This window comes from Faecalicatena contorta (assembly GCF_021531895.1).
Taxonomy (GTDB): domain Bacteria; phylum Bacillota; class Clostridia; order Lachnospirales; family Lachnospiraceae; genus JAFBIX01.
In genome coordinates, this window is record NZ_JAFBIX010000029.1 from 1 (window position 1) to 23443 (window position 23443).

Here is a 23443-nt window from a genome sequence, read left to right on the forward strand (position 1 = left end):
TGGGTGCTCTTGACATGTTCGTTCATTTTTGCTATTAAATAGACAACGGCTTAACCGCAGAAAACTGCCATTAAGCCGCTTAATTATCATAGAAGATCTCAATTTACAGAAAAAATTTCACACCGTCATGTTTATACTTCCTGTTCTCCCTGGATATTCTCGCTCTTAATACGTCCCTTCTCTACATTTGGAAGAATGAAATTCTGATAAGCATATTCCCAGAGAGTCTCTGACCCCTCGGCAGTATTCTGGTTTCTTTTCATAATCTGTTCCAGATGCACTCCATGCTCTACCCAGGCTTTTCCATCGGTTGCATCGTTGAGCATCACCGGCTGCAGATTATCCATCGTTCGTGCAAAACGGGCTTCCTTCGTCTCTCTTGCTTCAAATTCTTCCCATATCTTTTTGAATTTTTCACCCTGATCAGGCGGCAGCAACCCAAAGATTCGTTCTGCCGCTTTCTGTTCACGTTCCTTCTGTGTCTTCTTCGCCTCTTCATCGTAAGCATACGTATCGCCGGCATCAATCTCGACAATATCATGGATCAAAAGCATGGTGACCGTCTTAAGCACATCAATCTCTTCATTGGCATATTCGCTGAGCAGAATCGTCATGATTGCCATATGCCATGCATGTTCCGCATCATTTTCCTTACGCCTGCCATCCGACAGATAGGTCTGACGGCCGATAAATTTCTCTTTGTCAATCTCACGTATAAATTCAAATTGTTGTTCCAGACGATCCATCTCTCATTCCTCCATTATCCTGACCAAACACTTCTATCTTAGGCACTTCTCTCAAACTGCGAATTGTAAAGCTCTGCATAGAAACCATTTTGAGCCAGCAGTTCTTCATGATTGCCCTGTTCTATGATATCTCCATCCTTCATGACCAGTATCAGATCCGCATCCCGAATCGTAGACAAACGGTGTGCAATAATAAAACTTGTTCTTCCACGCATCAGGTTATCCATCGCTTTCTGGATTCTTACTTCTGTACGTGTATCTACAGAACTGGTCGCTTCATCCAGAATCAGGATCTTTGGATCTGCCAGAATTGCCCTCGCAATGGTCAAAAGCTGCTTCTGTCCCTGAGACACATTACTTGCTTCTTCATTCAATTCCATATTGTAGCCACCCGGCAGCGTCTGAACGAACCGATGTACATATGCCGCATTGGCTGCTTCTACCACTTCTTCATGAGTTGCATCCAGCTTCCCATAACGGATATTCTCTTCAATACTACCCTTAAACAGCCAAGTATCCTGCAATACCATTCCGAACATCTGTCGCAATTCACTTCTGTTAAAATCACGGATATCGTGCCCGTCAACTTTGATAGAGCCACTGTTCACATCATAGAATCTCATCAATAATTTTACCATAGTTGTCTTTCCGGCGCCAGTCGGTCCCACAATTGCAATCTTCTGTCCCGGTTCGACTTTTGCGCTGAACTCCTTAATGATCGTATGATCCGGATTGTATCCGAATTTTACATGGTCAAATTCCACCCGGCCTTCCAGACCTTCTACAGATACAGCATTTGGAACTGTCTGATCTTCTTCTGGTTCCTCCAAAAATTCAAACACACGCTCAGAAGCTGCTGCCGTTGACTGTAGCATATTTGCTACCTGTGCCACCTGTTGAATTGGTTGTGTGAAGTTACGTACATATTGGATAAATGACTGAATATCACCAACCTCAATGGCATTTTTCATTGCCAGATATCCGCCCAGAATAACGACTGCTACATATCCAAGATTACCGACAAACTGCATGATCGGCATCATCATTCCTGACAAGAACTGTGACTTCCAGGCTGACTGGCACAGGATATCATTATCCTTATCAAAAGCAGCGATTACGTCATCCTCTTTATTGAATGCCTTCACAATATTGTGTCCACCATAGACCTCTTCCACCTGTCCATTGACATGTCCCAGATACTCCTGCTGCCTCATGAAATATTTCTGAGAATGCTTAACGATTACAGAAATCAATCCCATGGAAAGCGGCAGGATTAAAATAGCAATCACAGTCATCAGAGGACTGATGCTAAGCATCATGACCAGTACACCTATAATTGTCGTTACCGATGTAATGACCTGTGTTGCACTTTGGTTAAGGCTCTGACTTAACGTATCTACATCATTGGTAATACGAGATAATATCTCTCCATGAGTCATCTTATCAAAATAATTCATCGGGAGCCGATTGATTTTCTCAGAGATTTCTTTTCTTAAACGATAAGTTAACTTCTGTGACACTCCCGTCATAATGTATCCCTGGATAAAGGAAAATAATGCACTACAGATATACAGACATAATAACGTCAGCAATATTCTGGCAATCTTGTCAAAATCAATTCCACTTCCGCCGGATATCTTTCCAACCAGACCATTAAAAATCTCTGTGGTCGCTTTTCCAAGAACCTTTGGACCTACAATATTAAATATCGTACTTCCAATGGCAAATAAAATCACAAAAAGCAATGCAATCTTATACCGCCCGAGGTAGGTCATCAATTTTCCCATTGTTCCTTTAAAATCCTTGGCCTTTTCACCCGGCATATTGCCGTGGCCAGGTCCATGTCCATGTCCCATGCCTTTTGCCATATTAACCTACCTCCTTCATATCTTCTTCCAGTTCTTTTTCTGACAACTGGGAAGATGCAATCTGATAATAAGTGTCACAGTTTCTCAATAACTCTTTATGCGTTCCTTTGCCCACAATCTTTCCATCATCCAATACAATAATCTGTTCCGCATGCAAAATAGTACTGATTCTCTGTGCAACGATCATTACTGTACTGTCTTCCGTCTTTTCTTTTAATGCAGCACGTAAGGTTACGTCCGTTTTATAATCTAACGCAGAAAAACTATCATCAAAGATATAGACATCCGGATGTTTCGCAATTGCTCTGGCAATGGATAGTCTCTGCTTCTGTCCACCGGATACATTGGAGCCTCCCTGTGAGATCGTACTATGATACTTCTTTTTCTTCGTATCGATAAACTCGGTTGCCTGTGCAATCTCTGCCGCTTCTTTCATCTCATCCTCTGTTCCTTCGGAGTTTCCATACAGAATATTGGAAGCAATATCACCAGAGAAAAGGATTCCTTTCTGTGGAACATATCCCAACTTCGCACGTAAGTCATGCTGTGTGATATCACGAATGTCTTCCCCGTCAATTGTAATCTTTCCTTCTGTCACATCATAGAACCTTGGAATCAGATTTACCAATGTTGATTTCCCACATCCGGTACTTCCGATAAACGCAGTTGTCTGTCCTGGCTTCGCGGTAAATGAAATATCATGCAGAACATCTTCTTCCGCTCCAGGATATCGGAATGACACATGATCGAAAGTAACCTCTCCCTTTCCATCTTCTGGAAGACTCTGAGGCTGGTCAGGATCCAGAATTGATGCATCACTGGTCAAGACTTCATCCACACGATCTGCAGAGACAGCCGCTCTCGGCAGCATAACAGATATCATACATATCATCAGGAAAGACATGATAATCTGCATCGTGTACTGAATAAACGCCATCATATCTCCCACCTGCATGTTCCCGTCATTGATACTGTGACCGCCAGTCCATACGATCAATATAGAAATACAGTTCATGATCAGCATCATCAATGGCATCATAAAGGTCATGGCTCTATTTACAAACAGGTTAATTCTGGTCAGATCTTTATTCGCTTTATCAAATCGCTGCTCTTCATATTTTTCTGTACTGAAAGCACGAATGACTGAAAGGCCTGTTAAAATCTCACGACTGACCAGATTCAACCGGTCTACCATATTCTGCACAATTCTGAACTTTGGCATTACAACGATGAACAATACGCTGACGACCATTAAGATCAAGATAACTGCAAGTGCTATAATCCAGGACATATCAACGTTGGTATTAAACACTTTCCAGACGCCTCCAAACGCCATGATTGGAGCATACAGGACCATCCTGAGAATCATAACTGTCAGCATCTGAATCTGCTGAATATCATTCGTACTTCTCGTAATCAGAGATGCTGTTGAAAACTTGTCAAACTCACTGTTGGAGAATCCGACTACTTTACGGAAGACGTCTCTTCGAAGTCCGCGGCCGACCTTTGCACCTACAAGCGAAGCCAACAGACCAACAATAATACTTGCTGCCATTCCCAACGCTGCCAGCGCAAGCATTTTTCCTCCTGTAATCAAAATATACTTCTTCTCTAAAGCATCTGTATCAATTCCTACATTTTCATAAGCATGCTTAATATACACTGCTGCCGTCTGTTCAACCATAGAGTCCGGCATGGAATCCAACTGACTCTCTATCTCATCTATGACCGAATCTCTCTGTTCCTCTTCCATCATACCGAAGAGATCATAGATGGACATCTGACTTATATCAGGTACCTGCTTTATCTGCTCTTCCATCTGACTCTTCATCTGCTCTTCCATCTGTTTTGTGGTGTCACTTCCCGAGTCAAAGCCTTCGGTCAAAAGCATCGGTTTCCCAAGAATTGCTGCCAGATCATCCATTTTCCTATTATTATCTTCTACCGATTCTTTCAATTCCAGTACAGTTCCGTCATAATCATAATCCTGCTCACTCTTTTCATAAGAATTTTTCACTGTCTCCTGATCATCAGAATGCACGAACAGAAGCAAATGATTCAAGTCCTCTTCTGCAATCGTCAAAGGAACTTTCTCATCAACACCACTTTGTTGAATTCCTATATTGACAATATCAGATGTGTATGTCGGCAAAGACAGATCACAGTACGCCTGTACAACTAATACACACAACACAGCGAAAACAACACCTGCATATGGTTTTAAGAATTTTATTAATTTGCGCATATCTTACCTTTCCTTTCAACTAGTATTTTCTATTCAAGTCTGCAATCATGCGGCATCGGGGGACGCGTCTTTTCCATGACCGTTTTGATGTCCATACCCTTAAACTCTCTGGAATCGAGAAGATTCTGCCTCATTTCCATAAGAAGCCGACGGAGGAGCATCCTCTCTTCCGGAGAAATTCCATGATATACAATGTCTTCCATGCCAGTCAGTACATGCTTTAATTCCTCTATACATTCTCTTCCCCGATCAGATAACTGAATCTGAATAACCCTTTGGTCTTTTGCGTCCGGTTTCTTCAAAATCAGCCCCTGGTCCTCTAACTTTCTCAACGCAACCGTCATAGAAGGCGGTGTAATTCCAATCTTCTCTGCCAATTGCCGTTGAGACATCTTCCCCTCACAATACAGAACAAACAAGATTCCAGCCTGATTTGGCTTGACACCCAGCGCTTCCATACCTTTCATCGCCCGATATCGACTGATATGTGCTACCTGATGCAATAATATAAAAATAGAAGCATCCTCAAATTTTTCCATACTGCACCTCCTTATATATTCATAAAACAAATCTAAAATTAATTAGATATCTAACGGTTATATTAGGCATTATAGATATATATGTCAACACTTTTATATTTATTTAAGAATTATTATGGGAAATTTAACAAAAGAATAATTAGATAAATTAAGAATAGGGGACGGGGGAAAATGAAAAATCCCCCGTCCCCAACTATTACAGTGTGTCGGAATCAAGAACGATTGTGAATGGACCGTCGTTTACGAGGCTGACTTTCATATCTGCTCCGAACTGACCTCTTTCTACCACGTTTACCTGCTCTTTGCATTTTGCGATGATGTATTCGTACATATCGGATGCCATGTCAGGTGCGCCTGCTTCGATAAAGCTTGGGCGATTGCCTTTTTTACAATTAGCGTATAATGTGAACTGAGAGATCAGCAGTAACTCTCCACCTACCGCCTCTAAAGACAGATTGGTCTTTCCCTGTTCGTCTTCGAAGATTCGAAGTCCTAGCATCTTTTTTACCATCTTATCGGCGATTTCTTTTGTATCTGAATCACTTACGCCGATCAATACCATAAAGCCTTTCCCTATCTTGCCAAGTACTTTTCCATCCACCTTGACTTCACTTTCACTCACCCTTTGTATTACAAATCTCATATTCTAAAACCTCCTGTCATAATGCAAACATTGTTTTGCAGATGTTTTTTGCTGTTTTGGTCACAAATAATCGTTCCATAACGGTACGTGCAGATTCTTTACTTTCCTGATCTTCATATAGATTTACCAGAAAGTCTGCTTCTACCAGTATCTGATAATCCATCCCGTCTATATTGGAATATGTATGGTGATGTCCCACCAGGTAACATACTCTGGAAATGATCTTCTCAGGATATCCTAATTGTTCCAGCATATTCTTTGCTATTGGCGGGCCTTCCAGTTCCTGATGTTTTCCCAGACTGTCCCCATATTTTTTCCTGCTTTCTTTGATTCCGATATCATGAACAATCGCTGCTGTCTCAAGAATCTCCTGTTCTTCTGGGGAAATGCACTCCATCTCCCCAATCATTTTGGAAAAAGCATAAACTTTCATAAAATGCTGAATATGTCTGGGACAATCTGTCTCATATTCTATCATACGCATGATCAATTCATGGTTATCCATTTTTCACCATTTCCTTATCTTTTTTGTCCGGCAGCTGTGCAAGAATAATTGCAGCAAACATCAGAATACATCCGATGGACTCACGGACAGACAGCTTCTCTCCAAGTATCACCCACCCGGCCAATACTGAAAAACAGGACTCCAGACTCAGAATCAGAGATGCAATTGCGGGGTTTACATTCTTTTGTCCGATGATCTGCAGCGTATATGCCACACCACAAGACAAGACTCCAGCATAAAGCAATGGCCATGCGGCATCAACAATCGCTCCCATTTTCGGTATCTCCAGCAAAAACATAAAAGGCAATGATATGATTCCACAGACCAGGAATTGAATGCAAGACATCTTCACACCTTCCACTTTAGGAGAGAAATAATCAATGACAAGAATATGAAGTGAAAATACCAGCGCGCATGCAAAGAGGAAAATATCTCCTTTTCCAATTGTAAATTTCTCTGTAATACACAGAAAATACAATCCAGCCAACGCAAGTATAACTGCCGTCCATACTTTCCATCCTGTCTTTTTTCCAAGAAAGATTCCTAACACCGGAACAAATACAATATAAAATGCTGTGATAAATCCGGCTTTTCCTGCTGTTGTATACTGGATACCCACCTGTTGCAGACTGCTGGCGGCAAATAAAAGTACTCCACAGGAAATACCACCGATCAGCAGATCTTTCCTGTTTCTTTCTTCTGTCACAGGATCTGACTTATCATTTAATTTTTGCAAAATCCAGATACATGGAATCAGCGCTACACCTCCAATCAGGCTGCGGACTCCGTTAAATGTAAATGGTCCCAGATAATCCATTCCTACACTCTGGGCCACAAAAGCGGTTCCCCATATAAATGCCGTTAATATCAGCATAAATGCATTTTTTGGTCTCATACGTGCACCTCATCTTATGTCATTCTTTTCTTGTAGATTGTCTCTGTCCGAAGTTTCAGGACAGACAACATTCGTATTATAGCATATTTATCCAATTCCGTGTATAATAAATAATAATCCGATAATCTTCTCTGGGAGAAACATATGCAGAAACACAAAAACATCTTTTTTTATTGCGGCCTTCTTATGCTTTTCAGTGAGGTCTGGAAACAATGGTGCCTCACTTACATATTAAATAACGGACATTATAACTGGTGGTATTTTCCATTTCAATTATGCAGCATTCCTATGTACATCTGCCTGATACTGCCCTGGATCAGATCACCTCAGATATATGATGCTTTTCTTACTTTCTTAATGGACTTTGGGATGTTGGGAGGCATCTTTGCTTTTTGTGATACAAGCGGAATGTATTATCACTATCCTCCATTGACCATTCATTCTTTTGCATGGCATATCCTTCTGATTATTCTTGGCCTTTATGCAGGATTCACAATAGGCAAGAACATTTCCATACGAAATTATCTGAAAAGCGCAGGTATCTATCTGATCTGCTGCGTAATCGCAACAATATGGAACCTTCTTTTTCATCCATACGGCAATATCAATATGTTCTATATCAGCCCGTATTACGTAATGGCGCAAAAGGTGTTCTGCAAGTTGGCATTGATTCTTGGAAATAACGCTGGAATCGCAATCTACATTGCCTCTACACTTTTTGGTGCATGGATTTTTCATTGTATATGGATATTTCTAAAAAGAGGGTTGAAAATTTCAGTCAATTCATTATTCTGATAGTAAGGAATGACTCATCTGGTCAATCAAATCTAACAATAAGGAAAACATATTATGAACGAAAAATTCTTTTCCCTGCCGGAAGAAAAACAATTGCAGATTATTAACGCTGCTACGGAAGTATTTGCAAAATATGATTATAAACATGCTTCCACGGATTTAATTGCTTCCAAAGCAGGAATCTCCAAAGGTTTATTATTTTACTATTTTCATAACAAAAAAGAACTCTATCTTTATCTATTCACTTACCTGACTCAGATAATCACGCAACAGGTCGTTGATAATGATTTTACAAAAATTACCGACTTTTTTGAACTTCTGGAATATTCCGCCAATAAAAAGGCAGAAATCCTGCAAAAGAATCCTTATGTTCTTGATTTTGCAGTAAAATCTTTCTACTCCGAGAAAGAAGAAGTCTCAGATAAGCTTCAGGATCTCAATTATGGACAGCAGGCTGCTATTTTCCAGCAATATCTTGGACATGTAGATACTTTCAAGTTCAAGGATAATTGTAATTTTTACGACATCTTCAAGATGCTGGTCTGGATGACCGATGGTTATCTTCACGAGCTTCGCGTTATGAAAAAAACACTGGATGTTGCAGAGCTGAAAGCTGAATTCCACAAATGGGTCACCATGTTCCGAAAATTATTTTACAAGGAGGAATACCTATGAAAAATATAATCGAAATAGATCACATCACGAAAGATTACGGCAATGGACGTGGTGTGTTCGATATCAGTTTCCAAGTAAAAAAAGGAGAAGTTCTCGGATTCCTGGGGCCTAACGGTGCCGGCAAGACCACCACAATCCGCCAGCTGATGGGATTCCTCAGACCAGACAGCGGAAGTGTACAGATTCTTGGCATGGATTGTTTCCATGATGCACATAAAATCGCCGATTCACTCGGCTATCTTCCCGGTGAGATCGCATTCATTGACGCTATGACCGGTATAAAGTTCATCCGATTTATCGCAAATATGAAAGGGATGAAAGATCTGGGACGTGCGCCAGAATTAATGGAACGATTTGAGTTGAATCCTTCTGCCAAAATTAAAAAGATGTCCAAGGGAACCAAACAAAAGATCGGCATCATATGTGCATTTATGCAAGACCCTGATATTCTACTTCTTGACGAACCAACCAGCGGTCTAGACCCTTTAATGCAAAATGAATTCATAGACTTGATACTAGAAGAGAAAGAAAGAGGAAAAACCATCCTCCTGTCTTCCCACATTTTCGAAGAAGTCGAACGAACCTGTGATCGCGCTGCTATCATCCGTGAAGGAAAGCTGGCTGCTGTGGAAAATATAGACGCCTTGCGCCAGAACAAGCAAAAAATCGTAGAAGTACATTTCCCGACTGTTGAGATTGCCAAAGCATGTGCTGCATCCATGCCTTCTTCTACGCAAAAAGGCAGCATTGTTTCTGTAAAGATAAAAGGAAACATGGATGACTTTATTAAACAAGTTGCCAATTATCCTGTCACCGACCTGGATATCAAGGCTCAGACCCTAGAAGAAATATTCATGCATTTTTATGGAGGAACTACAGATGATCAATAAAACACTATTTCGAAAAGAATTCAAAGCCAATTACATATTGCTTCTTATCTTTCTTGGCATCCTCACCATGTATTCTTGCATGATCGTTTCCATGTTTGATCCGAAACTTGGGGACAGTCTCCAGGCCATGGCAGACAGCATGCCTGAGATCTTCGCTGCTTTTGGAATGGCAGATGCCGGAACGACACTGTTAGAGTTTGTCACCAATTACCTCTATGGAATGCTGTTCATTGCATTTCCGGGTGTATTCATCATTCTCTTGTCCAACCGGCTGATTGCCCGATATGTAGACAATGGCTCCATGGCTTACCTGCTTGCCATACCACGTAAACGCAGCCAGCTCGCAATTACACAGGCAATCTTCATGGGATTCTGCCTGTTGATCATGGCAGTATACGTAACCAGCCTGATCATCATCGAAAGTGAATTATTATTCCCAAAAGAACTGGAAATTCATGCATTTCTACGCATAAACATCGGACTATTCGGGCTGTTCCTGTTCCTCGGAGGCATCTGCTTTTTCTTCTCCTGCTTCTTCAACGAAAGCAAATACTGTACCGGAGCCAGCGCAGGAATCGTTATCTACTCCATCCTGATCCAGATGATCTCTCAGGTAGGAGACAAATTCGAAAATCTAAAATATGTCACACCACTGACCTTATTCGACACCGACGGACTGGCACAATCCGCCTCCAAGGCCTGGGTAGGATGCGGAATATTATATATAATCGGAATCCTGGCATTTTTGATGGGAATACGTGTCTTTAGCCATAAAAATCTTTCTATTTGACAAAAAGGTACAGGGCAAAAGTAAAAAGGGGACGTAGTATTTTGCAAAAATACTACGTCCCCTTTTTACCATTTTACTTCCCTAACCATCTTGTTGCACAATGTGCCATACAGGCGGCGCCGATCGGGCACACATCTTCATTGAACTGTACCTTTGGATTATGAGCAGGGCTTTCTCCTCTTTCATCCAGATATCCTGCGGAAAGATACATGAATGCACTTGGTACTTTTTCTGCAATGGATGCGAAATCTTCGGACGCACTTGCGGATATATTCGGATATGGCGTCAAGCTTGGAATCTCTAATTCTTTCATATATTCAACGATTTCTTCTGTAAATTGTGGATCACAGATCAGTGGTGCAACTTCGGAGATCATCTCAATCTCGGCGGTTCCACTGTATACTTCTGCCGTTTTTACCGTGACTTCTTTCATTCTTCGTACCAGCAATTCTCTGGCATCCGGATCATTTGTACGGATAGTTCCCTGAAGGATTGCTGTATCTGGAATGATATTAGCAGCTGTTCCTGCCTCAAAATTTCCGATCGTCATGACACAGGATTTGGACGGATCCGCCTCTCTTGCCATCAGAGCTTCCAAAGCAAGATAGACATGCACACCGATATTAATCGGGTCAATTGAATTCTGTGGATATGCACCGTGTGCACCTTTTCCATGGATCGTTATCTTAAATCCATCTACAGAATACATCATGGTTCCTGTGCTGTTATACATGAATATCCCAACCGGCATCTTTCCTGGTGATACGTGATAGGCAAGAGCCGCATCCACCGGAGGGTTGTCTAAGATTCCATGTTCAATCATGTCTTTACTTCCTTCAAATGTCTCCTCAGCCGGCTGGAACATGAACTTAACCGTACCTTTTAGTTCAGATTCATTTTCCTTCAGCATTTTTGCCGCTGTAAGAAGCATTGCTGCATGAAAATCATGCCCACATGCATGTACTTTCCCTGTGTTACATGCAAATGAAAGGCCGCTTTCCTCCGGCATCGGCAATGCATCCATGTCTGCACGGAGCAGAAGAACTTTCCCACCTTTTCCCAATGTGGCCGTCACCCCATGACCACATTCCTTCGGCTCCAAGCCATATTCTCTAAGTTTTTCCATGACATATGCCTTTGCTTTTGGCATATCCAGTCCTACTTCCGCATTTTCATGAAAGTAACGCCGATTCTCAATCGTTTCTTCTTTTAATTCCTTTGCTCTTTCATAATAATTCATAATTCTGCATCTCCTTTTATTTATTTGTTATTCCACAAAAATAATTTTTTAATCTTCCTCTATTCTTTCTATTTTAAATACATTCAGTGTATCCACATCTGGACATGCAAATACTGCAGTTCCTTTTTCCTGCCCCGGGATCTCGCCCCCATATCTGAGAATATCAATATATGGAAACGCCACATGCATAGCCATCGGGCATAAATTGCCCCGTTCCGTATCAAAATCGAAACTTTCCCCAATCTCATGACCTCTGTGGCATCCTTTCGGTCCTTTTCGGTCTATCAATGTGATCTTTATTTTCGGTCGCCTCATCAATCAAGCACCTCCAGATAATTTTCCACAGGGATTCCCTTATATTTATCAGCATTATCCTGATTTCTTTTTATCAATTCCCTTACCGCATCCATGGCATTTCTTGTACTGTCCACAAGCCTATTTCCCGAAAGTACTTTCCCTATCAAAATAGATGAAAATATATCTCCTGTTCCCGGAAATCTTATCGGAATAATGTCAAATGGAAGAACAAATTTTTCATCCAGTTCATGGTCATACCCAATGACCACATCCTTTCCATCCAAACGCGCACTCGTTATAATCACAGATTTTGCACCCATTATCCGCAATCTCTCGACCAATTCATCCGCTTCTTCCTTTGTCAAATCCTGTGAATGATATTGCATTTTGGCCAGATAAACCGCTTCCGTATAATTCGGCACAATATAATCCGCAACCTTTACCAGCTCTCGCATATGCGAAATTGTCTCCTGTGATACACCATTATACAGTTTCCCTTCATCTCCCATAATCGGATCTACAAATATCAACGTCCCATTCTCAGATTTCTTTCGACAATAGTCAGCAATCATCTTCGCCTGAACTTCCGAAACAATAAAGCCCGTCGCAATCGCGTCAAACTGGAACCCCAAATCATCCCACACACTAATCGTATTCTTCATATAATCCGTCGTTTCCAAAATATCAAATTTCCCATAATCCAACGTGTTCGAAACCAACGCTGTAGGAAGATTATAAATCTGATGCCCCATATGCGACAATACCGGTATCATTGCCGATAACGCAACCTTCCCATAACCAGCCAGATCATTAATCAACAATATCTGCTTACTCATCATATATCCTCCACTTCACATATTCAATAAAAATCCCAATTCTAAATACAATAATCATAACACATTCTCTAGATTATGGCTTAAAATATTTCAAAAAGGTACAGGGCATTTTTCAAATGAGGACGTAGTATTTTTTAATTTTACTACGTCCCCATTTTAGTGTAAAATATAGTAAATGATTTTTAAAAGGGGTGTTTTTCACTATGAATCCTACCGTGAGTATTATTGTTCCTGTATATAATGCTGAAAATACGCTTTCGCGCTGTGTCGACAGTATTCTTCATCAGGAGTACACTGATTTTGAGCTTTTGCTTGTGGATGATGGCAGTTTGGATTCTTCTGGTGCCATCTGTGATCGATATGCTTCTTTGGACTCTCGTGTCCATGTTATTCACAAGGAGAACAGCGGGGTCTCTGATTCCAGAAATATGGCTTTGGACCATGCAAGGGGAACTTATCTCCAATTTTTGGACAGTGATGACTGGATTACGCCGAATGCGACGGATCTTTTGGTGCAGACTGCCGAATATTATCATTGTGACATGGTTATCTCTGATTTTTACCGTGTTATTGGGGAGCGTGTCTCTCACAAGGGGGATATTGAGGATGACTGTGTTCTGACTCAGGAGGAATTTGCCACACATATGATGGAAAATCCGGCTGATTTCTATTATGGTGTGCTGTGGAATAAGTTGTTTCGCCGTGATATTGTGGAAAAATATCACCTTCGCATGAACCCTGATATCAGCTGGTGTGAGGACTTTATGTTTAATCTGGAATATATCCGACACGCCGATGTTTTTTATGCACTTCAGGTACCGATCTATTATTATGTAAAGACAAAGGGTTCGCTGGCAAGTCAGGGCATGAATATTACGAAAACGATTAAAATGAAGCTTATGGTATTTGAGTATTATAATAATTTTTATAAGCATGTATTAGATGAGGAAGACTACGAGAAAAACCGCCTGCAGGTCTATCATTTTCTGATTGATGCTGCCAAAGACGGAGCCGTGCCGCCTTCTATTATGCCCAATTCTCAAAAGCTTGGTGAAGAGCGCAGCCGTATCTCTGAAGCTGCTCTTTGCGGAGAGGGATTTCTTATGGATGAATATCGCAACCGCAAGCTTCTGGATTATTATCTGGAACCTGTCGCCCACAAAAATGATCTGACTCTGGATGAAACACGTCTGCTTCTCTTTTTGAATCAGCCACACCAGAGCAGTAACCGCCAGGAACTTGCAGATTTTGTAAATATCACTACAAGGAATCTAAATATGCTGCTTCAAAAACTTACTTCTAAAGGATTCATAAAGATTGAGAATAAACGAAGCCAAAAGCAGTTAAATATCCTGTTTCTTCCTGCTGCCACACCGATTTTGAATGAACTCGCAGCCGTACAGAATAACTATGATCAAGCACGATTTACAGATTTTACCGATGAAGAACTTATCCAATACGCATATTTTACGGAAAAGATCAAACAGAATACACAGAAAATCCTTTAATATCACTGTGGAATTCCGTTTTGCCAGGCGTCTGTCTGACTCTTTTCTCATAATAAGTACTTAATGAGCACAGACAACGTGAACGCACAATTAAGGGCAGGATATCCAAAAGCTGGGATCCTGCCCTGTCTGTGATTTACTGCTCTGATGCTTATTCAATTCCCAGAACTTTATAATCCTGATCTTCTACCGTCTTCTTTAACACATCATCGGCCAGTTCGGCATTTAATGTTACCACAGCAGTACCTGCTTCATGACTTACTGCTGCTTCAGCAACCTCAGGCAGAGCCTCCAGACACTTCTTCACCCTTGCCTCACAGTGTCCACACATCATTCCTTCGATTTTCATTGTCTTTTCCATTATAATTTCCTCCTGTCTCTTTTTTGATTTTCTTTTTTTATCTTTTTTTGCATCATGCATATCAAACCAATTCAGCCGCAGTGCATTGGTCACCACACAGAAACTCGACAGACTCATTGCTGCTGCGCCGAACATTGGATTCAATTTTAACCCGAACAGCGGATACCACACACCGGCTGCCAGCGGAATCCCAATCACATTGTAGAAAAATGCCCAGAACAGATTCTCATGAATATTGTGAAGAGTTGCCCTGCTTAAACGGATTGCTGCCGGCACATCACTTAACCTGCTCTTCATCAATACTACATCTGCGGCATCAATGGCTATATCCGTTCCTGCCCCAATGGCAATTCCGATATCCGCCCGTGTCAGTGCAGGTGCATCGTTGATTCCATCACCAACCATAGCAACCTTGCCTTTTTTCTTCAGCTTGCGTATCACGCGTTCTTTTCCTTCCGGAAGGACACCGGCAATCACTTCATCCACACCAGCCTGCTTTCCAATCGCCTGTGCAGTCCTTTCGTTATCTCCCGTCAACATAACTACATGAATCCCCATGTTCTGTAATTCTTTTACTGCCTGAGGGCTGTCTTCCTTGATTACATCAGCTACCGCAATGATTCCCACAAGCTGACCATTTTGACTGAAGAACAAAGGCGTCTTTCCTTCTTGTGACAATACCTCTGCCTGGCGCTGTAACTTCTCCGGTACCGTTCCATTTGCACAAATATACTCCAGATTACCGCCACACAATACATCCTCTCCCAGTTTTCCTGACAGTCCATTTCCCGGCACCGCTTGAAATTCTGTAACTTCCTTCTCTGTAAGATGCCTTTCTTCTGCCAACGCAAGAATGGCTTTTGCCAGTGGATGTTCACTTTTTCTTTCTAATGCATATGCCATTCGAAGCAGATCTTCTTCTAATATGTCTACTGGAATAATGTCCGTAACTTTCGGCTCTCCACTGGTAATAGTTCCAGTCTTATCCAAGGCCACAATCTGCATCTTTCCAGTCTCCTCCAGCGAAACTGCCGTCTTAAACATAATCCCATTTCTGGCACCCATTCCATTTCCGACCATGATTGCAACCGGTGTCGCAAGCCCCAATGCACATGGACAGCTGATGACCAGAACAGAGATCCCTCTTGCCAGTGCAAATCCAATACTCTGCCCGGCAAGTAACCAGATCACAATGGTAACAACAGCAATTGAGATAACTGCCGGAACAAACACACCCGATACTCTGTCCGCCACTTTGGCAATCGGGGCCTTTGTAGCCGCAGCATCACTGACCATCTGAATAATCTGCGATAAAGTAGTATCCTCTCCAACCCTCGAAGCCTCACATTTTAAGAATCCAGACTGATTCAATGTGGCGGCAGATACCGAATCGCCAGACGATTTATCCACCGGAATACTTTCTCCTGTCAAAGCCGACTCGTTGACCGCACTGCTTCCTTCTATGACAATTCCATCCACCGGAATATTTTCTCCCGGCCGGACTACAAAGAGATCCCCTTTCCTCACCTGCTCAATCGCCACACTCTGTTCGATTCCTTCCCGAATAACCACTGCTGTCTTTGGTGCCAGCTTCATCAGGCTCTTCAGAGCATCCGTCGTCTTCCCTTTGGAATGGGCCTCCAGCATCTTTCCCACAGTAATTAATGTCAATATCATTGCTGCCGATTCAAAATATAATTCATGCATATAAGACATGACAGCATCCATGTCCATTCGCATCTGGGCATCTGTCATGGCAAATAACGCATAGGTACTGTAGATGTAAGAAGCGCTCGCTCCTAACGCTACCAGTGTGTCCATATTCGGCGCTTTATACCACAGACTTCGAAATCCGCTGATAAAAAACTTCTGATTGATGACCATAATCATAGTTGTAAGCAAAAGTTGAATCAACCCCATCGCCACATGATTTCCTTCCATAAAAGCCGGAAGCGGCCAGTTCCACATCATATGTCCCATAGAAACATACATCAGAGGAATCAGAAAACATAATGATGCGATCAATCGCTTCTTTAATATCGGGGTTTCCTTGTCTATGAGAAGTTCCTCATCCGCCATGCCTGATGAAGACTGTTCCTTTGATCCGCCTGCTCCTTTTTCAGAAGCTCCATACCCGGCTTCTTCCACAGCAGCGATGACAGCAGCCGGCAAGGCAGTCCCCTCCACTCCCATTGAATTGGTCAACAGGCTGACCGAACAGGAAGTCACCCCAGGGACTTGTGAAACCGCCTTTTCAACGCGCGCACTACAAGCCGCGCAACTCATTCCTGTCACAGTATACTGTTTCATTTCCTTGGTCTCCTTTAATTACTTCGTATTACTTCATTAGTTTCTGTAAGGTAGCTACAAGTTCATCGATTGTCTCCTCCTTACCTGCACGAATATCTTCCGCAACACAGGTCCGGATATGATTGGCAAGCAGCACTTTATTAAAACTGTTCAGTGCAGCATTGACTGCGGATACCTGTATTAGAATGTCCGTACAATAAGCATCTTCCTCAACCATTCTTTTTATACCACGGACCTGTCCCTCGACACGATTTAACCGATGAATCAGGTCTTTATACTCTTTATCTGATCTCTCTTTGGTTCTGTGAGAGCAACATTGCTTTTGTTCCTCCATATTACATTCATCTCCTTTACATCCATCATTATATACCCCTATCGGGTATATTGCAACAAATTCTTTTGTTTCCTTGCTTTTTGAGGACAGATTTGTTACTGTTAAAGAGTAAGAAATGGAGGGATTCCTATGTTATCAGAACGTTTATTAAAATACCCCGGATTTATCTATGATATCAATGGCACTTATTATTATCTTGGAAAATGGATCTGCAAAAAATGTACAGATATAGAAGCAACCGACTGCGTTTCTATGTATCAGATGTGCCGAAGCAATCACGAAGAGCCGGAGACAAATATGTATTTCCAGAAGATTCGTGCATTCAGCGACTTCGCTCTGGAGATTCCCTATAATCCAGAAAAGATTGAAAAAGATATGCAGACAGTTACAGAGAATCTATCTGATGCCTCTTTCGCCTCTTTGGATACTCAGATGCAGAATTTTGAAGAAGACTGTCTGAAATACTGCGGCAAATTATAATTCAGATATCAAAGTAAAAAGATGCTCCGACGAATCCTGAAAGGATTCAATCGAGCATCTTTTTTCATAATATTTAATATTCATTTCCCTATTATTTATTTTCCTACAAGAATCATGGATAACATTCCCGGGCCTGTATGTGCCCCGATAATCGGTGACAACATTGTTCGTCTCACTATGACATCAGAATGAGAATCTTGCACTTTATGCGTTAATTCCTCTGCTAATTCAGGTGCATCAGCATCACAGACATATATGATACTTCCTTGCTCTGGATCATAGTTTTCAACAAAAAACTTATACAAAGATGTCATGGCAGCTTTATTACCACGTTTTTTATCCACGGTTATCAATTTACCATTTTTATCAATTTCAAGCATTGGCTTAATATTGAGTGCAGACCCAACGATTGCAGTCGCTACACTGACACGTCCCCCTCGCTTAAGATACATCAGATCCTGAACCATAAAATAATGGCGAAGCTTTGGAATCACCGCATTGATTGCATCGTAGTTCTCATGAATATCCATTCCTTTTTTCTGGTTTTCTATTGCCTTCTCAACCAGAATCCCAATTCCGCCTGTTGCCGCTAATGTATCTACTGGAAGAACTTCCTGATTCGGATACTCCTCTTTCAAATTCCCAGCTGCAAGCATAGCACTGTTATAAGTGGAAGAAAGCCCGCTCGACAGACAGAAATACAAGACTGACTTTCCGTCTTCTAAGAACTTTTTAAAATACTTCTCGTACATAAACGGTGAGATCTGCGAAGTCTTTGTCATATCACCACCGCGTTGTCCATCATAAAATTTCTTCAACACTTCCTCTTCTTCGCAGCCTTGTGATGTACGCATCTCATCCCCCAGGGAATATTCCATCGGGACAAATGCTACGTTATTTTCTCTGGCCGCTTCCGCAATAATATCACCGGAAGCATCCATACAAATGATATAATCGTTCATAATAACCTCCAATTGTTACAAAACGTTATAATATGTAACACTTATTTCGTCACAATTGTATCATCTTATGAATCGGTTCACAACATATTTATATATAAATTAATAACTATTCAAAAAACAATTTATTCTATTACTTCTGTATTTCCATTGTACTCAATATTCGGCAACAATTCAAAATAAAAATCCTGATAATGTTTTGCCAAAGCACGGATAATAAAATCCTGTACAATCTTAAATCTAGAGATAGACACTTCATCCTTGTCAAATGTAATATAAACACTGATCCACAGCTTACGCCCAGTTCTTACAATATCAAAATAAAGCTTGTCATATCCGTACGCATCTAAGATTGGAACGATAATATCTTTAATTTGCTGTACAGTTTCTTCCTCCGGCGGGAGCAAGAACAAATCCCGCAGACCAACAACCACACTCTTCATCGGCGTAGGCAACATAAAAACAGATAGAATAATTGCAATAATCTGATCCAGATACGGGGTAAACGGCTGAAACCAATTTGATGTAATAATGACCGGCAAAAAGAAAGCCACTGTCATTCCCATTGATGCAATCGTATCGACCTTCCATTCCTGAATCTCGACCGTTACGATTGGAGAATCCAGATTCTTATTCAATTTGCTTAGAATAACGATAAAAATAACACTTAGGATTGTCGAAGACAATTCAAAATAAGCTATCACCGAAAAGTCCACATGGCGGCCTCCATGCAGCATAAGCTGAAAATTGTTGACAATCAGGCCAAACGTAACCGCTGTCATAACAATTCCTTTTATCATTACAAACAACGACTCTACCTGAAGATACCCAAAAGGCCGTTTCTCATTAGATGGCTTATACAAAAGTGGAAGCAATGACATTGACACAAAGATCATTGATAGTTCCACGCCATCATAAACAGCATCTAATAACACTGCCTGAGAACATGTATATATCGCCATAATCAATTCAAGGATAACGAACAGACAGTTCCCTGCAAGAGATACCTCCAAGGCTGACATTTCTGATTTTCGCTTTTTTCGATTTGAATGCATACCCTTTAATCATTCCCTTCCTACATTTTCCCCATTCGCTCTGCCTCTCTGACAAGATCTTCGATTCGCCGGTTACACGGGCCAATCTCTATTCCTGCATTGATGACTCTCCTACATCTCTCCATCGCCCGCACCGCTTCCTTATAGGTCCCATCAGTAATCTCAAAAAACGGCTTTTCTACAATGACCTGTGATGCCAGTAATCTTGCAAGCTGATAATCCATATCGTTCGTATACAGGATTCCCGCTATAAAAGGTGTATTCTCTTTTTGAAGCTGACGATAAACCGGGATTCCGCTTCCACATCCAGAGATTACAAACACTTCCGGATCTCCTGTCGGACGCGGCAATTCAATACTTCCTAGCGTCGGGTCAAAGAAACCGTTATCTATCTCATACAATTCCCGGATGATATCTTCCTGAAATACTTCCTCAGGAATTCCATAATGGGAGATTGTCTCACCCTTCACGCATATGATCTTATCCGATATCTTCTGGGCCAGATCAATCTCATGCAAAGACATGATCACTGTAATTCCATTCTCTTTCGCCATTCTGCGAAGAATCGCAAGAAGCTCCAGTTTATGACGTACATCTAAAAATGAAGTCGGCTCATCCAATATAATAATATCCGGTTCCTGACAGATAGCGCGTGCCAGAAGGATTCTCTGACGCTGTCCATCACTGATTGCATTGAAATCACGGCCTCCCAGTTCCTGGGCATGGACAGCTTCCATCGCTTTATCTACCTTTTCTTCGTCCTCCCTGGTCAGTATACCAAGTCGGCCCGTATATGGATACCGGCCGGTCGCAACAATATCATGGCACGTCATAAGTTCCGGCTTCATACGTTCCGTCAGCACTACGGCCATACGAGTGGATAATTCCTTATATGATAATGTCTGGAGGAAACTGTTATCAAAAAAAACTTTCCCGCCGATCAGTTTCAGCTGGCGTGTAATACTCTTAAGAATCGTCGATTTTCCAGAGCCGTTGGGCCCGATTAGTGTCACGATCTCTCCCTGATCTATTCCAATATTAATATCATGGATCAGCGGCTTTCCATTATAGCCGACCGTCATATTCTGCATTTGAAAATAATAATCAGCCATATCTATCTTCCTTTCTCCCGCTTCAACATCATAATAATCACAATCGGAGCCCCCAGTACAGAAGTCACCGTACTGATATTCAGTTCCATTGGTGCAAATGCCATACGTGCAATCAGATCACACAACATACAGAACACCGCCCCGCCCAGAAACGTCGCCGGGATCACCACAAGCGGTCTGGACGTATTCAAAGATTTTCTAACCAGATAAGGAACCGCGATTCCTACGAAAGAGATTGGTCCGGCAAATGCTGTGACGCATGCAGAAAACACACTGGAAAGGAGAATCAGCACCACACGGAACACCTTGATATTCACTCCCATACTCTGTGCATAAGCCTCTCCCAACTGATACGCACCGATCGGCTTTGACAAAAAGAAAGTAAATACCAGTGTGATACCAACGACAATCGTTGCAACCTTTACATTACTCCAGCTCATACCTGAAAAACTTCCCTGAGACCAGCCATGCAGATTCACAATATCCGAATCTTCCGCAAAAGTTACGACAAAATCCGTCACTGCCGAGCAGATGTAACCAATCATAATACCTCCCACCAACAGAGATGCCATATGGTGGATCTTTCTTGACAGCATAAGGATAAATCCCGTGGAAATCAGCGATCCGATGAACGCCGCGAAAATCAAAGTATAGGAAGAAAATGATCCCATATATTCCAAAAATATGATCATCGTCAGCGCAACAACCATCTTTGCCCCGGAAGAGATTCCCAGCACATATGGTCCGGCAATCGGATTCGCAAAAAATGTCTGCAGTAAAAATCCTGACAAAGACAGCGCCCCGCCTAATATAGCAGCCATAAGGATTCTTGGCAGCCTGATCTTCCATATGATACTGTATTCCACATCATTTCCGCCATGCTGGAATAGTATATCGAGAATCGTTGGTACAGAGATTCTTACATTCCCTGTATTAATATTCAATACTGTAATTACGCAAAATGCTATTGCCAGAACAATGAAAACCATCGAATATCTGGTCCGTCTTCTAAAATTCTCACTGTGAAAGCTTCCCGTTTCCTGTGCAGTACTAACCTTCTTCTGCATCATTTCCTCACCAAATTCTTTCATATATCCGTCTTCTATGCTTATTGCACTTTATATAAGAATGTCATACCATCCTCACCCTGATCCGTCAGCATCAGATGAATATCCATGATCAGATTCCCAACGATATCGGTTGCCTGATACAGATACTTTCCGGTACACCACACATTTCCATCCTTGACCGCCTTAAAATCTGCAAATAATTCACTTTTTGCCAACAGATCATCGATGCTCGCAATCGGGCTGTCAATCGATGAATTATAGATCAGATAATCCGCCTCTACAGCGGTCGCGTAAAATTCTTCCAGCGTAAGATTCACAGCCGCACTGTTATTCTCTGTATTTTCCAGATCATCAAAAATATAACGTCCGCCGGCAATCTCTATCATCGTCGGAATATAATCTTCCGTTTTACGTACAACAACAGAGCCATCCGACTTCACATAGAAAAATGCTACTGTTTTTTCTGTATTCTTAAAATCCTTTAATTCTTCAATGACCTTTGTCTGTTCTTCAAAAAAGGCTTCTGCTTCATCATCTTTATCTACCATCGCCCCATACAACTTGATCCATTCTGTTCTTCCAAGAGGATGTATCTCATAGCTGGAGCGGTCAACAAATACCGGGATGCCAAGATCTTCAATCATCTCTTTTACTTTTGGTGAATGCTGAATCATGGTAGATTCAATCGCAAGATTACATTCTTCGTCAATCATAAGCTCATAATCCGGCTCGCTGTATTTGCCTGCAAACAGGATATCACCCGCCTCCATTGCAGCGACCGCATGATCAATATACCACCCCGAAACATCTGTTCCGCTGAGTCTGATTGATCCCAATGCATCAATCGCATCAAACAAAGCCATTGCGGAGGTTGCCGCCAGATATATCTTATCCAAAGGTTTCTGTAATATAACAATATCTTCATCTATTCCTTCCGGAACTTCTCCATCTTCCGGTACAAGCAGATACGTTGCACTGTCATAAACTTCAATCACTTCATAGCCATCATTGTAATAATATACATCGAAGCCCTCTGCATAATCAAGTTCCAGTGTCCGTTCATAAGTAAGCCCGGGAATCTCCAAAGCCTTTTTACTTTCCTCTTTCTGCTCTGTCTGTATCGTCTCTTCTGATTGCCCTGCATCATCAGGTGTCTCTTTACTTTCAGAAGCACATCCAATAATTCCTTCCATCACCATCAGCAGAACCAGAATCAGACTGACTATTTTCTTCCTGTTTTTTTTCATTTCACCAACTCCATTAACAGAGACGGCCGTTACGCCGTCCCTG

23 protein-coding genes are annotated in these 23443 nt (G+C 41.7%); 6 read left to right on the plus strand and 17 right to left on the minus strand.

What is annotated here, in order from left to right; genetic code table 11:
- Positions 1 to 131: 131 nt before the first annotated feature.
- The 7 genes from JQM81_RS11295 to JQM81_RS11325 all read right to left on the minus strand — a co-directional run bounded on the left by JQM81_RS11295 (position 132) and on the right by JQM81_RS11325 (position 7441).
- On the minus strand, positions 132 to 746 hold the full coding sequence (locus JQM81_RS11295) for an HD domain-containing protein (RefSeq protein WP_235233750.1): 615 nt from the start codon (positions 744 to 746) through the stop codon (positions 132 to 134).
- Between the two features lie 38 nt (positions 747 to 784).
- Positions 785 to 2614 (minus strand): ABC transporter ATP-binding protein, encoded by a 1830-nt coding sequence (locus JQM81_RS11300; RefSeq protein WP_235233751.1) that lies wholly within the window; start codon positions 2612 to 2614, stop codon positions 785 to 787.
- A 1-nt stretch (position 2615) separates the two neighbouring features.
- Complete coding sequence (locus JQM81_RS11305; RefSeq protein WP_235233752.1) at positions 2616 to 4859, minus strand: ABC transporter ATP-binding protein; 2244 nt, start codon at positions 4857 to 4859, stop codon at positions 2616 to 2618.
- Between the two features lie 29 nt (positions 4860 to 4888).
- On the minus strand, positions 4889 to 5398 hold the full coding sequence (locus JQM81_RS11310; RefSeq protein ID WP_235233753.1) for a MarR family winged helix-turn-helix transcriptional regulator: 510 nt from the start codon (positions 5396 to 5398) through the stop codon (positions 4889 to 4891).
- Between the two features lie 196 nt (positions 5399 to 5594).
- Positions 5595 to 6041: a D-aminoacyl-tRNA deacylase gene (gene dtd, locus JQM81_RS11315; protein WP_235233755.1), complete on the minus strand. Its 447-nt coding sequence runs from the start codon at positions 6039 to 6041 to the stop codon at positions 5595 to 5597.
- Positions 6042 to 6057: 16 nt separating this feature from the next.
- Entirely contained in the window at positions 6058 to 6546 is a 489-nt protein-coding gene (locus JQM81_RS11320) for an HD domain-containing protein (RefSeq protein WP_235233757.1), read from the minus strand.
- Complete coding sequence (locus JQM81_RS11325) at positions 6539 to 7441, minus strand: DMT family transporter (RefSeq protein WP_235233758.1); 903 nt, start codon at positions 7439 to 7441, stop codon at positions 6539 to 6541. The genes JQM81_RS11320 and JQM81_RS11325 overlap by 8 nt, the downstream gene beginning before the upstream one ends.
- A gap of 144 nt (positions 7442 to 7585) precedes the next feature.
- On the opposite strand from JQM81_RS11325, the gene JQM81_RS11330 reads away from it, so the two are divergent.
- From JQM81_RS11330 to JQM81_RS11345, 4 genes are read left to right on the plus strand one after another with little or no spacing between them, the layout of a single operon-like run.
- The gene (locus tag JQM81_RS11330; RefSeq protein WP_235233759.1) at positions 7586 to 8236 is read left to right on the plus strand and encodes a YwaF family protein; all 651 of its coding nucleotides are present in this window, start codon (positions 7586 to 7588) and stop codon (positions 8234 to 8236) included.
- Between the two features lie 54 nt (positions 8237 to 8290).
- Positions 8291 to 8911 (plus strand): TetR/AcrR family transcriptional regulator, encoded by a 621-nt coding sequence (locus JQM81_RS11335; protein ID WP_235233760.1) that lies wholly within the window; start codon positions 8291 to 8293, stop codon positions 8909 to 8911.
- Entirely contained in the window at positions 8908 to 9801 is an 894-nt protein-coding gene (locus JQM81_RS11340) for an ABC transporter ATP-binding protein (protein WP_235233761.1), read from the plus strand. The genes JQM81_RS11335 and JQM81_RS11340 overlap by 4 nt, the downstream gene beginning before the upstream one ends.
- A complete protein-coding gene (locus tag JQM81_RS11345) occupies positions 9791 to 10591 on the plus strand; it encodes an ABC transporter permease subunit (RefSeq protein WP_235233762.1) in 801 nt (266 codons plus the stop codon). The genes JQM81_RS11340 and JQM81_RS11345 overlap by 11 nt, the downstream gene beginning before the upstream one ends.
- A 73-nt stretch (positions 10592 to 10664) precedes the next feature.
- Here the strand turns inward: JQM81_RS11345 and JQM81_RS11350 are convergent, their stop codons facing one another.
- The 3 genes from JQM81_RS11350 to JQM81_RS11360 are packed head-to-tail and all read right to left on the minus strand — an operon-like array spanning position 10665 to position 12964.
- Complete coding sequence (locus tag JQM81_RS11350) at positions 10665 to 11831, minus strand: M20 family metallopeptidase (RefSeq protein WP_235233764.1); 1167 nt, start codon at positions 11829 to 11831, stop codon at positions 10665 to 10667.
- Between the two features lie 48 nt (positions 11832 to 11879).
- Positions 11880 to 12146 (minus strand): TIGR04076 family protein, encoded by a 267-nt coding sequence (locus tag JQM81_RS11355; RefSeq protein WP_235233765.1) that lies wholly within the window; start codon positions 12144 to 12146, stop codon positions 11880 to 11882.
- Positions 12146 to 12964 carry a pyridoxamine kinase gene (locus JQM81_RS11360; RefSeq protein ID WP_235233766.1) on the minus strand — a complete coding sequence of 273 codons (819 nt, stop codon included), beginning with the start codon at positions 12962 to 12964 and terminating at the stop codon, positions 12146 to 12148. Before JQM81_RS11360 ends, JQM81_RS11355 begins: the two co-directional genes overlap by 1 nt.
- A 203-nt stretch (positions 12965 to 13167) precedes the next feature.
- Between JQM81_RS11360 and JQM81_RS11365 the strand changes: the two genes are divergently transcribed.
- Positions 13168 to 14472, plus strand: a complete 1305-nt coding sequence (locus JQM81_RS11365) for a glycosyltransferase (RefSeq protein WP_235233767.1) — start codon at positions 13168 to 13170, stop codon at positions 14470 to 14472.
- A gap of 151 nt (positions 14473 to 14623) precedes the next feature.
- Here JQM81_RS11365 and JQM81_RS11370 read toward each other — a convergent pair whose 3' ends face one another.
- Both JQM81_RS11370 and JQM81_RS11375 read right to left on the minus strand, forming a co-directional pair.
- Positions 14624 to 17143 carry a heavy metal translocating P-type ATPase gene (locus JQM81_RS11370; protein ID WP_235233768.1) on the minus strand — a complete coding sequence of 840 codons (2520 nt, stop codon included), beginning with the start codon at positions 17141 to 17143 and terminating at the stop codon, positions 14624 to 14626.
- 28 nt (positions 17144 to 17171) lie between these two features.
- Entirely contained in the window at positions 17172 to 17477 is a 306-nt protein-coding gene (locus JQM81_RS11375) for a metal-sensing transcriptional repressor (protein ID WP_235233772.1), read from the minus strand.
- Between the two features lie 129 nt (positions 17478 to 17606).
- Here JQM81_RS11375 and JQM81_RS11380 point away from each other — a divergent pair, with 129 nt between their 5' ends.
- Positions 17607 to 17957, plus strand: coding sequence for a hypothetical protein (locus tag JQM81_RS11380; protein ID WP_235233773.1), 351 nt, complete (start codon positions 17607 to 17609; stop codon positions 17955 to 17957).
- Positions 17958 to 18052: 95 nt separating this feature from the next.
- On the opposite strand, the gene JQM81_RS11385 is transcribed toward JQM81_RS11380, so the two are convergent.
- The 5 genes from JQM81_RS11385 to JQM81_RS11405 all read right to left on the minus strand — a co-directional run bounded on the left by JQM81_RS11385 (position 18053) and on the right by JQM81_RS11405 (position 23400).
- Entirely contained in the window at positions 18053 to 18919 is an 867-nt protein-coding gene (locus JQM81_RS11385) for a DegV family protein (RefSeq protein ID WP_235233774.1), read from the minus strand.
- A 122-nt stretch (positions 18920 to 19041) separates the two neighbouring features.
- A complete protein-coding gene (locus JQM81_RS11390) occupies positions 19042 to 19971 on the minus strand; it encodes a cation diffusion facilitator family transporter (protein WP_235233776.1) in 930 nt (309 codons plus the stop codon).
- A 20-nt stretch (positions 19972 to 19991) separates the two neighbouring features.
- Positions 19992 to 21083, minus strand: a complete 1092-nt coding sequence (locus JQM81_RS11395; protein ID WP_235233778.1) for an ABC transporter ATP-binding protein — start codon at positions 21081 to 21083, stop codon at positions 19992 to 19994.
- Between the two features lie 2 nt (positions 21084 to 21085).
- Positions 21086 to 22150, minus strand: coding sequence for a FecCD family ABC transporter permease (locus JQM81_RS11400; RefSeq protein WP_235233794.1), 1065 nt, complete (start codon positions 22148 to 22150; stop codon positions 21086 to 21088).
- A gap of 41 nt (positions 22151 to 22191) precedes the next feature.
- On the minus strand, positions 22192 to 23400 hold the full coding sequence (locus JQM81_RS11405) for an ABC transporter substrate-binding protein (RefSeq protein ID WP_235233779.1): 1209 nt from the start codon (positions 23398 to 23400) through the stop codon (positions 22192 to 22194).
- Between the last annotated feature and the right edge of the window lie 43 nt (positions 23401 to 23443).

What these genes read in the sequence shown, in the direction of transcription:
- JQM81_RS11295 (WP_235233750.1), bottom strand. Translation starts at nt 746, where the DNA reads ATGGATCGTCTGGAACAACAATTTGAATTTATACGTGAGATTGACAAA.
- JQM81_RS11300 (WP_235233751.1), bottom strand. Translation starts at nt 2,614, where the DNA reads ATGGCAAAAGGCATGGGACATGGACATGGACCTGGCCACGGCAATATG.
- JQM81_RS11305 (WP_235233752.1), bottom strand. Translation starts at nt 4,859, where the DNA reads ATGCGCAAATTAATAAAATTCTTAAAACCATATGCAGGTGTTGTTTTC.
- JQM81_RS11310 (WP_235233753.1), bottom strand. Translation starts at nt 5,398, where the DNA reads ATGGAAAAATTTGAGGATGCTTCTATTTTTATATTATTGCATCAGGTA.
- dtd (WP_235233755.1), bottom strand. Translation starts at nt 6,041, where the DNA reads ATGAGATTTGTAATACAAAGGGTGAGTGAAAGTGAAGTCAAGGTGGAT.
- JQM81_RS11320 (WP_235233757.1), bottom strand. Translation starts at nt 6,546, where the DNA reads ATGGATAACCATGAATTGATCATGCGTATGATAGAATATGAGACAGAT.
- JQM81_RS11325 (WP_235233758.1), bottom strand. Translation starts at nt 7,441, where the DNA reads ATGAGACCAAAAAATGCATTTATGCTGATATTAACGGCATTTATATGG.
- JQM81_RS11330 (WP_235233759.1), top strand. Translation starts at nt 7,586, where the DNA reads ATGCAGAAACACAAAAACATCTTTTTTTATTGCGGCCTTCTTATGCTT.
- JQM81_RS11335 (WP_235233760.1), top strand. Translation starts at nt 8,291, where the DNA reads ATGAACGAAAAATTCTTTTCCCTGCCGGAAGAAAAACAATTGCAGATT.
- JQM81_RS11340 (WP_235233761.1), top strand. Translation starts at nt 8,908, where the DNA reads ATGAAAAATATAATCGAAATAGATCACATCACGAAAGATTACGGCAAT.
- JQM81_RS11345 (WP_235233762.1), top strand. Translation starts at nt 9,791, where the DNA reads ATGATCAATAAAACACTATTTCGAAAAGAATTCAAAGCCAATTACATA.
- JQM81_RS11350 (WP_235233764.1), bottom strand. Translation starts at nt 11,831, where the DNA reads ATGAATTATTATGAAAGAGCAAAGGAATTAAAAGAAGAAACGATTGAG.
- JQM81_RS11355 (WP_235233765.1), bottom strand. Translation starts at nt 12,146, where the DNA reads ATGAGGCGACCGAAAATAAAGATCACATTGATAGACCGAAAAGGACCG.
- JQM81_RS11360 (WP_235233766.1), bottom strand. Translation starts at nt 12,964, where the DNA reads ATGAGTAAGCAGATATTGTTGATTAATGATCTGGCTGGTTATGGGAAG.
- JQM81_RS11365 (WP_235233767.1), top strand. Translation starts at nt 13,168, where the DNA reads ATGAATCCTACCGTGAGTATTATTGTTCCTGTATATAATGCTGAAAAT.
- JQM81_RS11370 (WP_235233768.1), bottom strand. Translation starts at nt 17,143, where the DNA reads ATGAAACAGTATACTGTGACAGGAATGAGTTGCGCGGCTTGTAGTGCG.
- JQM81_RS11375 (WP_235233772.1), bottom strand. Translation starts at nt 17,477, where the DNA reads ATGGAGGAACAAAAGCAATGTTGCTCTCACAGAACCAAAGAGAGATCA.
- JQM81_RS11380 (WP_235233773.1), top strand. Translation starts at nt 17,607, where the DNA reads ATGTTATCAGAACGTTTATTAAAATACCCCGGATTTATCTATGATATC.
- JQM81_RS11385 (WP_235233774.1), bottom strand. Translation starts at nt 18,919, where the DNA reads ATGAACGATTATATCATTTGTATGGATGCTTCCGGTGATATTATTGCG.
- JQM81_RS11390 (WP_235233776.1), bottom strand. Translation starts at nt 19,971, where the DNA reads ATGCATTCAAATCGAAAAAAGCGAAAATCAGAAATGTCAGCCTTGGAG.
- JQM81_RS11395 (WP_235233778.1), bottom strand. Translation starts at nt 21,083, where the DNA reads ATGGCTGATTATTATTTTCAAATGCAGAATATGACGGTCGGCTATAAT.
- JQM81_RS11400 (WP_235233794.1), bottom strand. Translation starts at nt 22,150, where the DNA reads ATGCAGAAGAAGGTTAGTACTGCACAGGAAACGGGAAGCTTTCACAGT.
- JQM81_RS11405 (WP_235233779.1), bottom strand. Translation starts at nt 23,400, where the DNA reads ATGAAAAAAAACAGGAAGAAAATAGTCAGTCTGATTCTGGTTCTGCTG.